13 protein-coding genes are annotated in these 12,238 nt (G+C 69.5%); all 13 read right to left on the reverse strand.

The window, feature by feature from the left end; all coding sequences use genetic code 11:
* From A3ES_RS0125170 to A3ES_RS0125230, 13 genes are read right to left on the reverse strand one after another with little or no spacing between them, the layout of a single operon-like run.
* Complete coding sequence (locus A3ES_RS0125170; RefSeq protein WP_020389612.1) at positions 1 to 1,176, reverse strand: thiolase family protein; 1,176 nt, start codon at positions 1,174 to 1,176, stop codon at positions 1 to 3.
* Complete coding sequence (pcaC, locus tag A3ES_RS56230) at positions 1,169 to 1,555, reverse strand: 4-carboxymuconolactone decarboxylase (protein WP_020389613.1); 387 nt, start codon at positions 1,553 to 1,555, stop codon at positions 1,169 to 1,171. Before pcaC ends, A3ES_RS0125170 begins: the two co-directional genes overlap by 8 nt.
* A complete protein-coding gene (locus A3ES_RS48330) occupies positions 1,552 to 2,340 on the reverse strand; it encodes an alpha/beta fold hydrolase (protein ID WP_020389614.1) in 789 nt (262 codons plus the stop codon). The genes pcaC and A3ES_RS48330 overlap by 4 nt, the downstream gene beginning before the upstream one ends.
* A complete protein-coding gene (locus tag A3ES_RS0125185) occupies positions 2,333 to 3,520 on the reverse strand; it encodes a lyase family protein (RefSeq protein ID WP_020389615.1) in 1,188 nt (395 codons plus the stop codon). The genes A3ES_RS48330 and A3ES_RS0125185 overlap by 8 nt, the downstream gene beginning before the upstream one ends.
* Entirely contained in the window at positions 3,517 to 4,080 is a 564-nt protein-coding gene (pcaG, locus tag A3ES_RS0125190; RefSeq protein WP_020389616.1) for a protocatechuate 3,4-dioxygenase subunit alpha, read from the reverse strand. The genes A3ES_RS0125185 and pcaG overlap by 4 nt, the downstream gene beginning before the upstream one ends.
* The gene (gene pcaH, locus A3ES_RS0125195; protein ID WP_020389617.1) at positions 4,073 to 4,819 is read right to left on the reverse strand and encodes a protocatechuate 3,4-dioxygenase subunit beta; all 747 of its coding nucleotides are present in this window, start codon (positions 4,817 to 4,819) and stop codon (positions 4,073 to 4,075) included. Before pcaH ends, pcaG begins: the two co-directional genes overlap by 8 nt.
* Positions 4,819 to 6,294 (reverse strand): aldehyde dehydrogenase family protein, encoded by a 1,476-nt coding sequence (locus A3ES_RS0125200; RefSeq protein WP_020389618.1) that lies wholly within the window; start codon positions 6,292 to 6,294, stop codon positions 4,819 to 4,821. The genes pcaH and A3ES_RS0125200 overlap by 1 nt, the downstream gene beginning before the upstream one ends.
* Positions 6,291 to 6,959 carry an HD domain-containing protein gene (locus A3ES_RS0125205; protein ID WP_020389619.1) on the reverse strand — a complete coding sequence of 223 codons (669 nt, stop codon included), beginning with the start codon at positions 6,957 to 6,959 and terminating at the stop codon, positions 6,291 to 6,293. Before A3ES_RS0125205 ends, A3ES_RS0125200 begins: the two co-directional genes overlap by 4 nt.
* Entirely contained in the window at positions 6,956 to 8,209 is a 1,254-nt protein-coding gene (locus A3ES_RS0125210) for an NAD(P)/FAD-dependent oxidoreductase (protein ID WP_020389620.1), read from the reverse strand. The genes A3ES_RS0125205 and A3ES_RS0125210 overlap by 4 nt, the downstream gene beginning before the upstream one ends.
* 1 nt (position 8,210) lies before the next feature.
* Positions 8,211 to 8,531 (reverse strand): 2Fe-2S iron-sulfur cluster-binding protein, encoded by a 321-nt coding sequence (locus A3ES_RS0125215; protein WP_020389621.1) that lies wholly within the window; start codon positions 8,529 to 8,531, stop codon positions 8,211 to 8,213.
* Between the two features lie 13 nt (positions 8,532 to 8,544).
* Positions 8,545 to 9,321, reverse strand: coding sequence for an SDR family NAD(P)-dependent oxidoreductase (locus A3ES_RS0125220; protein ID WP_020389622.1), 777 nt, complete (start codon positions 9,319 to 9,321; stop codon positions 8,545 to 8,547).
* A 5-nt stretch (positions 9,322 to 9,326) separates the two neighbouring features.
* Entirely contained in the window at positions 9,327 to 11,156 is a 1,830-nt protein-coding gene (locus A3ES_RS0125225; RefSeq protein WP_020389623.1) for a PEP-utilizing enzyme, read from the reverse strand.
* Entirely contained in the window at positions 11,153 to 12,238 is a 1,086-nt protein-coding gene (locus tag A3ES_RS0125230; RefSeq protein ID WP_020389624.1) for a PEP/pyruvate-binding domain-containing protein, read from the reverse strand. The genes A3ES_RS0125225 and A3ES_RS0125230 overlap by 4 nt, the downstream gene beginning before the upstream one ends.

The following is a 12,238-nucleotide window of genomic DNA, read 5'->3' on the forward strand; positions in this document are numbered from 1 at the left end:
TCAGACCTGCGCGTTCTCGAGTACGACGGCGAGGCCCTGACCGACGCCGATGCAGATAGCCGCCACGCCCCAGCGCTTACCAGTGGTCTGGAGCGTCCGGGCCAAGGTGCCCAGGATCCGGGTGCCCGAGGCGCCGAGCGGGTGTCCGATCGCGAGGGCGCCGCCGTACTGGTTGACGATCGCCGGGTCGACGTCCCACGCCTTGACGCAGGCTACCGACTGGGCGGCGAACGCCTCGTTGAGTTCGACCGCACCCACGTCACCCCAGCCGATCCCGGCCCGCTTGAGGGCGAGGTTGGCGGCCTCGACCGGAGCGAAGCCGAAGAACTGCGGCTCGTTCGCGGCCACACCCCGTCCTGCGATGCGAGCGACCGGCTCACCGAGTCCCGACGACGCGTTGCCCAGCAGCACCGCCGAAGCACCGTCGTTGAGCGGCGACGCGTTGCCGGCGGTCACCGTGCCGCCGACGCGGAACACGGGCTTGAGCCCGGCCAGCCGCTCCAGCGTCGTGTCCGGGCGGATCGACTCGTCGCGAACCAGCTCCACGCCCGGTACGGCGACCACGAGGTCGTCGTAGAAGCCGCTGTCCCAGGCGGCGGCCGCTGCCCGGTGCGACCGGAGCGCGAACTCGTCCTGCTCGTCGCGGGTGACACCCTCTCGCTCACGCAGCAGCTCGGTGGCCTCACCGAGCGAGACCGTCCACGCGGCCGGCATGGCCGGGTTGACCAGCCTCCAGCCCAGGGCGGTCGATACCAGCGTGACGTCGCCCGGCGGGTAGGGCTTCTCTGCCTTGGGCAGCACCCAAGGGGAACGGCTCATCGACTCGACACCTCCGGCGACGACGACGTCCGCCTCGCCGAGTGCGATCAGCCGCGACGCGACCATGACCGCGTCGAGGCTGGACCCGCACAGTCGGTTGATGGTGACGGCAGGGACGGACGGCGGAAGACCGGCCAGCAGTCCGGCCATCCGCGCGACGTTGCGGTTGTCCTCACCGGCGCCGTTGGCGTTGCCGAGCACGATCTCGTCGACCGACGCGGGATCGAGGCCGGCGGCGCGCTCGACCACGGCGCGTACGACGAGCGCGGCCAGGTCGTCGGGACGGCAGCCGGCGAGCGCACCGCCGTACCTACCGAAGGGAGTGCGGACCGCGTCGTAGACGAAAACGTCAGTCATCGGATTCTGCTTTCGAGAGGACGGCATCCGCGAGGGCGAAGGCGTGGTTGGCTGCCGGCACGCCGCAGTAGATCGCGCACTGCAGGACGATCTCGCCGATCTCGTCGGCGCTGAGGCCGTTGCGGACCGCGGCGCGGACGTGCAGAGCGAACTCGTCCCAGTGTCCGCCGGCGGTGAGCGCGGTCAAGGTGATCGCGCTGCGAATCCGGCGGTCGAGGCCGGGCCGGGTCCACACCGAGCCCCACGCGTAGCGCGTGATCAGCGCTTGGAAGTCCTCGGTGAACGCCGTTTTGCCGGCCTCGGCACGATTGACGTGGGCATCACCGAGGACCTCGCGGCGCACCACCATGCCTGCGTCGTAGGCCGGGTCGCCGGTCATCGCGTCGCCTCCTGCCGGGCCACGAGGTCGGCCAGGAAGACGGTCAGGACCTCGGCCACCGCGACCGGGTCCTCGGCGGGCGGCAGGTGCCCGCACCCGCGGAACAGGTGCCGCCGTACGTCGGGGATCGCCTCGGCTGTCAGGTCGGCCAGCGCGGGGGTGACGACGTCGTCGTACTCACCGGCGGCGACCAGCACGGGCACGCTCGTCTCCCCGAGCCGGCTGCGCAGGTCGAAGCCGGCCAGCGCATCGCAGGCGCCCGCGTACGACGTCGTGTCGGTGTCGGCCAGCGCGTCGAGCAGCGCCGCCGCGACCTCGGGTTCGCGGTCGACGAAGCCGGGAGCGAACCAACGCACCGCGGATCCCGCCACCATCACCGCTGTGCCGGCGCTGCGGACGAGCTCGGCGCGCTCGCGCCAGGCCCACGCTTCGCCGATCCTCGCCGCGCCGGCGATGACCACCACGCCCGCGAACGGACCGGGGTCGACCGCGAGCGCCAGGCCGACGGCACCGCCGAGGGAGTCACCGGCATACCAGGCCCTCCGTCCGTCGGCCAGCCGGCTGGCGATGCCCCGCACCCCGTCGGCCAGGTCGGAGACGCCGAACACGGCCGCGGGTCTGCTGCGCCCGTGCCCGGGCAGGTCCCAGCCGACCACCTCGAATCGGTGACCGAGCAGCCGCGAGCAGCGACCCCAGAGGGCCTCGACCGACGTGCCGAGCGACGGGCCCACGACGAGGAGGTCACCGGAGGTGCCGGCCAGCCGGGTGGCGGTGAGGTCAAGCATGCGTTGCCTCCCAGCGGGCCAGGACCCGGTCGACCAGTGCGGTGGAGGCACCGAGGTAGCCGGCCGGGTCGGTGCCGCCACCTCGTTCGGCGAGGAGGTCACCACCAGCGACACGCACTCGCGCGGCCATCGCCGCGACATCGACCTCGAGACCGCTGACCAGCTCGGCGGCCTGGGACGTGGCGGTCGCCGCGAGCCCGAGGAGTCGGCGGTACGCCGGCCACTCGGCGTGCCAGGCGCCGTCCGGGCGCTCGTCCACAGCCTGACCGGCCGACAGGTGCAGCTGGGCGCCGAGCTGCGGAGCCTGTAGCGCCGCACTCTTGATGAGTACGGCGAGCACCGGGTTGCGTTTGTGCGGCATCGTCGACGAAACACCCCTCCCCGCTGCTCTGCCCTCACGGACCTCCGCGATCTCGGGTCGCCCGAGCAGGGCTACGTCCGCGGCGAGCACCCCGACCGCGTCGCAGGCCTGGACGAGCGCGTCAGCCACCCGCGTCACCGGGGTGCGCCGCGTGTGCCAGGGCAGGGTCGGGGCGGAGAGACCGAGCTGGTCGGCCAGCATCGGCCCCACCGCCAGCGCGTCGGCGACCAACTCGCCCGCCAGGGCCAGCGTCCCGGCCGCGCCGCCGAGCTGCACGGGCAGCGACCGGCGTACGTCGCGGGCGGCTTCGGCCGCGTCGAGAACACCCTCCAGCCACTGCGCGGCCTTGAGGCCGAACGTGACCGGGACGGCGTACTGCGTGAGCGTGCGGCCCACCATCACCGCTCCGCGGTGCACGGCGGCGAGACGGGCCAGGTGACCAGCCGCCGCGACGAGCGACCCGTCGACGTGGTCGAGGGTGTCCCGCGCCAGGAGCATCAGTGCGGTATCGAGAACGTCCTGGCTGGTAAGCCCACAGTGGACGACGGTCATCGCTTCCTCGTCGCCGACGGCCTGCTGCAGGGCTCGCACCAACGGCAGCACCGGATTACCCGCCGCTTCGACCTCGACCGGATCGAGGTCGGCCGACAGGCCGGTCGCCGCGACGGAGACGGCGTCGACGTGATCGGCCTTGGCGGCGCCCGCGTCAGCGAGGACCTGAAGCCAGGCCACCTCCACGCGCAGCATGGCCCGCACGAGCGCCTGATCGTCGACGAGTCGCTCCCCGCGGTAGGAGCCGGGTTCGAGCAGGCTGCTCATGCGTGCCTCGGGAAGGCGAGAAAGACTGTCTCTCGACCACCTTGCAGGTGCACGTCGAAGCGCAGGCTGCCGTCTTCCTCGCGAACCGCCACCAGGCCATCGCGCGCCTCGGGGTCGAGGCCGGCGAGGAGTGGGTCGGCCTCGAGCGCGTCGGCGTCGCCGGGGATATAGGCGCGAGTGAACAGCCGGTTGAGCAGCCCTCGGGCGAAGACCGTGACGGCGTAGAAGGCCGCGCCGCCGGGACTCGACGGGCCGGGGACCACGGTCGTAAAGGAGTACCGCCCTACGGAGTCGACTGCGCATCGCCCCCAGCCAGTGAAGACGGTCCCGTCGCGCCGCAGCGACCCTTCGACAGCGGGCACCTGTCCGGTTGCGTCGGCCTGGCGGATCTCGAGCAGTGCGTCGGGAATCGGTTTGCCTGCACCGTCGTACACAGTTCCGTGCAGCCGAACGGCGTCCGGACGGCCGGGCGGCACCAGCTCGCGGTCGCGGTCGAAGGGCAGCGCATAGTGGAAGAACGGACCGATCGTCTGTCCGGGGGTCGCGACGAGATCAGGCATCGTCGGCCTCCATCCAGGTCCCGTGGGTGCCGGTCAGCACTATGTCCCAGCGATATCCGAGGAGCCACTCGTGCTCGGACAGATCGTGGTCGTACGTCGCCACGAGCCGGTCGCGCGCCTTCTGGTCGGTGATCGCCTGGTAGATCGGGTCGAGGGCGAACAACGGATCGCCCGGGAAGTACATCTGGGTGATCATCCGCTGGGTGAACTCGGTGCCGAACAGCGAGAAGTGGATGTGCGCCGGTCGCCAGGCGTTGTGGTGGTTGCGCCAGGGGTAGGGCCCGGGCTTGATCGTGGTGAACGCGTAGCTGCCGTCGTCGCCGGTCAAGCAGCGTCCGACGCCGGTGAAGTGCCGGTCAATCGGCGCCGGGTGCTGGTCGCCCTTGTGGATGTAGCGACCGGCGGCGTTGGCCTGCCAGATCTCGACGAGCTGACCTCGCACTGGTCGGCCGTCACCGTCGAGCACGCGTCCGCGCACGACGATGCGTTCTCCGATCGGCTCGCCACCGGCCTGGATGGTCAGGTCGGCCTCGACGGGGTCGATGTCGGAATGGCCGAACACCGGGGCCACCAGCTCCGCGCCTTCCGGGTCGGCGTGGCGCAGGTCCTTGGTCGGATGGCGCAGCAGCGAACTGCGGTACGGCGCGAAGTCCAACCGCGGCTGAGTCTCCCCCTCGGCGCCGGCGTGCAGGTCCGCGATCTCCTTGGAGACCACCTCCTGGCTGTCCAGGTTGCTCATCATTCCGAACCCTTCGGGCGGCGGTGGATCGACTTGTAGGTGAGGTAGGCAGCTAGCCCTTCGACGCCGTACTCGACGCCCAGGCCGGAGTCGTGCCGGCCTCCGAACGGCGCGCTGTGGTTGGACGCGAAGAAGTTGAGACCCACCGAGCCCGTGTCCATCCGCTCCGCGACTGCCTGGGCAGCGGTCTGGTCGGCGGAGAAGACCAGGCCGCCGAGACCGAACTCGGTGTTGTTGGCGAGCTCGACGGCTTCGTCGACGGTGTCGTAGCGCAGGATCGTGATCACCGGACCGAAGATCTCCTCACGTGAGACCCGCATGTCCGGCGTGACGTCGGCCAGCACGGTCGGCTCGACGAAGTAGCCGACCCCGTCCCTGGCGCGGCCACCCGTGGTGGCGCGAGCGCCCTCCTCCTCGGCCGACCGCAGGTAGCCGAGCACGGTGTCGTACTGCGCCCTGGTCGCGACGGGCCCGAAGACGCTCTCGGGGTCGAACGGATCGCCCTGCTTGGCTGCCGCGACGGTGTCGGTCACCATCTCGACCACCTCGTCGTACCTCTCCGCGGGCGCGAGGATGCGGGTGGAGATGTAGCAGGTCTGCCCTGTGTTGCGCATACTCGACCGGATCAGCACCGACGCCATCTGCTCCAGGTCAGCGTCGGGCAGCACGATCGCGGACGACTTGCCGCCGAGCTCGAGCGTGACCGGCCGGAGCAACTCACCGCACGCTCCCGCGATCTTGCGACCCACCGGCGTGGAGCCAGTGAATGCCACCTTCGCGGTCAGTGGGTGCCGCACCAGCGCATCACCCACCGCGCCCGAGCCGGTCACGAGGTTGACCACACCGGCCGGCACCCCGGCGGCCTCGACAGCGTCGAGCACAAAGCGGATCGAGAGTGGCGTCGGCGAAGCAGGCTTGACGACGGCTGGGCAGCCGGCGAGCAGGGCCGGGGCCAGCTTGATCACGACGAGGTTGATGGGGAAGTTCCAGGGCGCGATGAGCACGCAGACACCGACAGGGTCACGGCGTACAACGGACTCGGCGGCCCCGGACGGAAAGGCCCGCACGTCGTCCGACTCGAGGTAGCCGGCCAAGCCGGCGAAGTAGCGGAAGATCCCGGCAGCGTTGGCCGCGGCACCCATCGTCTCCAAGATCGGAGTGCCGTTCTCCCGCGAGTTCGTCCAGGCCAGCTCGTCGGCGCGCTTCTCGACCTCGTCGGCGATCCGCAGGAGATAGTCCGCGCGCTCCGAGGGGCTCAGCCGGGGCCATGGCCCGGTGCGGAACGCGCGGTCGGCGGCGGCCATCGCCGCCTCGATGTCCTCAGCCGTCGCGTCGGGAACCGATCCCCAGACCTCCTCCGTGGCGGGGTCGACCACGTCGATCCGAGCGCTACCCGTGGACGGTACCCAGGCCCCGTCGACGTACAGGTCGTCGACGTGGGTCCACCGCAGGTCGATTCGGTCGCGCACGGTCATCGGAGCACCGCCGTCTTCAGCAGCGCCCTCGAGCGCTCCAGCTCGGCGGTCGCGATCGCGATACCTGCCTCGGTGAGCAACTCCGGCACGATCTCGTGCTCGAGCCGGTCGGTGTAGGTCGCCGGGTCCATCCGGAACCAGCCGGAGGCCAGTGCGATCCCGGCGTGGTCGAACCGCCACAACCGGTCGGCGTCCCGCACCAACGCATCCTCCAGGGACTTGGCCTCCTCGCGCGTGTCGTGGCCGTCGACGATCGCGCACACGTCGTCGACGAACGCATCGGCGAAGCCGAGGGGCGGCAGCACCTCGCGGGCGATCAGGCACCCCTGCTTCTCGTGCTCGTACCTGATCGCCGACGTACGCCAGTCACCGCTGAAACCCTCGGAGATGATCCGGTCCTCGTCGACCCGGGCCCAGCCCGTGTCGTGCAGCAGGATCGCCACCCGAACCAGCAGCCGCTCGGCCGCGGGGTACGCGTGACACAACCGCTCGGCGTACGCGAGGGAGATCGGCAGGTGGATGTCGTTGCCCCGGGTCCGGGTCTCGCGGACAACGGCTGCCCAGATCGGGTCGACGTCGGCACCCGACGACGGGGTCAGCGAAATCGGCGACGTATCGACGTCGTACGGCGTCGGGACCGGGGTCGCCGGCAGCGGGGTGGTCATGCGGTCTCACTCCTGGTGATGGACTTCAGTGGAATCGAGGGATCAGTGGCCTCGTCGTACGGGATCGACGCACGTTGTGCGAGTGCGGCCTTGACCGCCATGAAGTCGAGCGGTGTGTTGACGCAGTCGGCCGCGATGATGCGATCGCCTCGGTAGTAGAGGACGGAGAACCTCCCCTTCTCCTCGTCGCGGCGCACCAGGGTGCGGTCGTGCCCTGTGGAGAGGCCTGCGATCTGGAGCTTGAGGTCGCCTTGGTTGGACCAGAACCACGGGATGCCGGCGTACTCCTCCCGCCGACCGGTGATCGCATAGGCCGCGACCTTGGCCTGCTCGATCGCGTTGTTCACGCTTTCGAAACGGACCCGGTCTCCCTCGGGCGCACCCGGCACGGGGTTGGGCAGGTTGGCCACGTCGCCGACGGCGATCGTCATGCCGTCGGACGCGACCGCGTACCTGTCCACCCGAATGCCGTTCTCACACGCAAGCCCGATGGATTGGGCGAGCTCGGTGTTGGGCACCACCCCGACCCCGATGAGCACGAGGTCGGCAGGCACGACCCGGCCGTTGACCTCGACCCCACCCACCGCGTCACCGTTCGCGACAATGCGCGTGACCTGGGCGCCGACCACGATCTCGATCCCATTCTCGGCGTGGTGCTTGGCGAGGTACTCCGAGGTCTCGGGTCCCACGGCGCGGGCGACCAGGCGGGGCCCGGCTTCGACGAGCGTGACGTTCTTGCCCAGCTTGCGCAGACTCGTCGCCGCCTCGATCCCGATGAAGCCGCCGCCGATGACGACCACGTCGTGGACGACGGGCACGCGCGCCTTGAGCTCCAGCGCGTCATCGGCGTTCCGCAGGTACAGCACTCCAGGAAGATCGGCACCCTCGACCTGGAGCCTGCGGGCCCGCGCTCCGAGGGCGAGCGCCAGCCGGTCGAAACCGAAGACCTCGCCTGACCGGGCGTGCGCCACTCCCGATCCGTCGGAGTGCTTGTCGATGCGCACGACGCGCTCGTTCTTCACGACCTTGATGCGGTGCTCGTCCCAGTACGCCTGGGTCCGGTAGATCAGGGACTCCTTGGTGATGATGCCCTGCAGGAACTCCTTGGAGAGCGCCGGCCGCTGGTAGGGGCGGTGGTTCTCGTCGCCGAGCAGGGTGATGCCACCCGCATGGCCGAGTGCGCGGAGCGAGACCGCGAGCTGCACACCGGCCTGTGAGGAGCCGATGATGAGGAGCCCGTTGGCGCTCACATCACACCTGCGTCTTCGGCGTGGTCACCTGCAGGTCCATGCCGTCGGTGACCTTGATCTGGCAGCAGAGCCTGGAGAACTCCTCACGGTCCACGGCTGCGCCGTAGAGCATCTCGTCCTCCATCTCCTCCATCGGCGGAAGCGACGCGAAGTCGCTCGGGTCGACGAAGACATGACAGGTGGCGCACGAGAGCGAGCCACCACACTCGGCGACGATTCCAGGTACGCCGTTGCGTACGGCGGTCTCCATGACGGAGTCCCCGACGTTGGCCTCGACCGACCGGCTCTCGCCCTCGGCGTCGGTGTAGGTGATCGTGGGCATCTCGTTCTCCAACTCAGTTGAACTGGCGGCCGCCGTCGACCACGAGGGTCTGACCGGTGACGTAGGCGCTGTCGGGTCCGGCGAGGAAGAGCGCGGCCCCGACGATGTCCTCGGGTCGGCCGGCGCGGCGCAGTGCGCCGCGCTCCACGCCGTACTCCGCCGCGTTGTCGATGAGTCCGTAGCTGGCCTCGGTGAGCGTGAAGCCCGGCGCGATCGCGTTGACCGTGATCGACCGGCGGCCCAACTCCTTGGCCATCACCCTGGTCAGGGCGATGACGCCGCCCTTGGAGGCCACGTAGTGCAGCCAGTTCTCGGATCCGCTGTAGACGGTGGCCGAGGACAGGTTGACGATGCGTGCGCCCTCGGGGAGGTGCGGGCTGCAGGCACGGACGACGAGCCAGGGGCCCTTGAGGTTGACCTCCATCACGCGGTCCCACTCGGCCGGGTCGATATCCTCCAGAGCTGATCGGGTCACAGTCCCGTAGATCGCCGCGTTGTTGACCAGCACCTCAATGCGCCCGGCCCCGAACTCCGCGACCGCCGCGGCCATGGCCGCGGTGGACTCACCCGACGTCACGTCGACCGCGCCGTGCCACGCCGCTGCCCCGGTGTCCTTGACCAGCCGCGCGGTCTCCTCGGCGCCGTTCGCATCGATGTCAGCAACGGCGACTCGGTAGCCGCGCCGGGCGAAGCCGATGGCGAAGCTGCGGCCGAGCCCGCCGGCCGCTCCCGTGACCAGCACGGTGCGGTCGGCGCCCTCCGGGATGTACGTGTCGGACGGAGTGCTCATCGGACTCAGCCCTTGAGGATCTCGACGCGGCCGGTGTTGCCGTCGACGCGCACGAGCTGGCCGCTCTTGATCGTGGTGGACCCGCTCCCGGTGCCGGTGACCGCCGGCAGGCCGTACTCACGGCACACGATCGCGGCGTGACTCATCATCCCGCCGATGTCGGTGACGGTTGCCTTGATCTTGCCGAAGATCGGCCCCCACGACGGAGCGGTGATGGTCGCCACCAGGATGTCGCCCTCTTGGACCTCGCCGAGCTGGTCTGCGCTGTGCACGACACGGGCAATGCCCTCGACCACGCCGGGTGAGGCCGCCATGCCGGTGATGACGCCATCGGCGCCGGACTCGTCGCCCGCCAGCCACTGCTGCACCTGCTCCGTGGTGATGCCGTAGAGCATCATCGTGAACGGCTCGGTGATCTCGGCGGGAGGAGTGTTGAGGGCCGGCTGTGGACGGGCGCTGGACAGCGCCTCGACGATGCCGCGGCGGCGGTCGATCTCGGCCGGCCAGTAGTGCGGACCGGTCGCCTCGCTGCCGACGGCCCACCCAGTGACGAGATCGAAGATCGCGTCCCGTACCTCGCCACGGGTCAGGTACAGCATGTCGTCGCGGTGCGGCCAGAAGCCGGCGTCGGCGAAGACCTGTCCGAGCGCCCGCACCTTGCGCCAGAAGACGCCCATCGTCCAGTGCTCGATGTAGAAGTTGTGGTTCTCGACATACGGATACGCCGTCGCGGCCAGCCCGCGCTTGGCGTCGAAGAGGGCCAGGTTGTCACCGTCGACGAGTTCGCGGTACTCCGCGATGACGCGATCACGCTCGGCTACCAGCTCGTCGACCGGGCGCATGATCTGGTGGCCCTCGTCGATTCGGCGGATGTAGTCCTTGATGTAGCCGAGCGGGAGCTCCTGGTGCTCGATCCAGTACTTGTCATGACCGTAGAAGCCGTTCCCGACGGTGAAGTTGAACCAGGGGTCCTGCGCCGCGGTGTACGCGTCGACCCACTGCCCGCCGCCCTCGCGGGCGCCGACGCGCTCCAGGGTCCCTGCCACGTCGTCGGTGTCCTCGAACGCGGTCTGCAGCCCGAGCTCGACGGCCAGCGACGCCAGCTTCTTCAGCTCGTCGTCGGGACGGAACAGCTCCATGTCCACGCCCTGCACCATCTTGGCGATGGACTGGTCGGGGATGCCCGGGAAGAGTTCCTTGCAGTAGCCGAAGAAGTCGAGGTACGCGACGTAGCCGAGGTTGAGGAACTCGAAGTGGTACTGCCAGTTCTGGTACAGCAACTGGATCAGCCGATCGTAGTTCTCCATCAGCTTCTCGGAGCCGTCCTTGGCCTTCCCCGACACGATGTCCTCGAACGGCACCATCTCTGGCAGCGCGTCGAACGACAACGCCTCCATCTCGTCGATGGTGGCGCGGACCTTCGTCCGCCAGGACTCCAGCAGCGTGTCCCAGTTCTGGAAGTAGTGCCCGGCGCGTCGCTCGAACTCGGGGACCCGCGCGGGGATCTCGGCCTCGGGAACCGGTACCGGGCTCATGTAGAGGTAGCCCAGGTGGATCTTGAACTCGATGCCGTTGGCCGGCGGGATCAACAGATGGCGGGTGTTGTACTGCCCCAGGCACTTGACTGCGAACTCGCCGCCGATGGTCTCGAAAGGCTTGAACACCGTCGGCCAGTGCTGGCTGTCGCAGAACCAGAACTTCTCGTCCTCGGCGCCGCTGAGGTTCTGGAAGACCAGGTTGTACGGGTACAGCTTCTCCCACCCCTCGGCACCAGGCGGCACAGTCAAGGCCGACGGCTTCGGGAACGACTTCATCGCGGAGGACGTGACGGTCATGACGGTTTCCTGTTCGTGAGAGTGGCTGTGATGCCGGCCATGCTGAAGCCCGGAGTGGTGGGAGTTGCCGACTTGGCCGGCGGCGCTGCCTTGCCCGAGTGGACGGTCTCGGGGCGGGACTGGAGAAGAAGCAGGCTCTCCCCTGCGGGAAGGTCGGAGTCCAGTGCCCACTCGACGTCCTGCGGGCAGCCGTAGTGCTTCTCCGCCCGCTTGGCCATCGAGGCGACCTCGGTGACCTCGTCGGCGGACAGGCTGCACACGACTCGGCGCTCAGGGGGTACCTCCCGCTCGACCAGGCGGCCTTCGCCGAAGTCGGGGACCAGTTCGGCGTGCTTGGCGCCGATGGTCTGCGACACGACAGTGAGCATCACCTTGTCGAGCAGCAGGTTGTCGGGGGTGACCTGCCCCGACACGACCATCTCACCCACGCCGTACGACGCGTCGATGGCGATCTTGGACCGGTCGCCGTTCGTCGGGTTCATCGTGATCGCCACCCCGGAGACCCGGGAGTTGACCATCTTCTGCACCGCGACCGCCATCGACAGCCCCTCGTCGGGGATGGCGTTCTTGAGGCGGTACAGGATCGCGCGGCTGGTGTAGAGCGACGCCCAGCAGGCGCGCACGTGCTTGAGCACGCTGTCGAGGCCGATCAGCCAGAGGTAGGTGTCCTGCTGGCCGGCGAAGCTCGCACCTGGCAGGTCCTCGGCTGTCGCCGAAGAGCGCACCGCGACCGGGACCTCGGTGGCGAACCTGGCCTGGAACGCGTCGTACGCCGCGACCACCTCCGACCTGACCGCATCCGGAACGGGCCGCGAGCAGATCGCGTCGCGAATGCCGGCCGACACCGAGTCGACGGCGACCAGGTCGTCCGGGTCGAGCGTGCCCAGCTTCGCACTGATCTCGTCGCGTAGCCCGGCGGCGTCGACGAACGCGTCGTACGCCGCTGTGGTGACCGCGAACCCGGGGGGTACAGGCATGCCCGCGGCGGTCATCGTGACCAGGGAGGCACATTTGCCGCCGAGAAGGTCATGCTCCGATGCGCTGCCGCTGTCGAAGAACTGGACGTAAGGCTTGTTGTCCAC

Origin of the sequence: Kribbella catacumbae DSM 19601, assembly GCF_000372465.1 — a bacterium.
GTDB classification, from domain to species: domain Bacteria; phylum Actinomycetota; class Actinomycetes; order Propionibacteriales; family Kribbellaceae; genus Kribbella; species Kribbella catacumbae.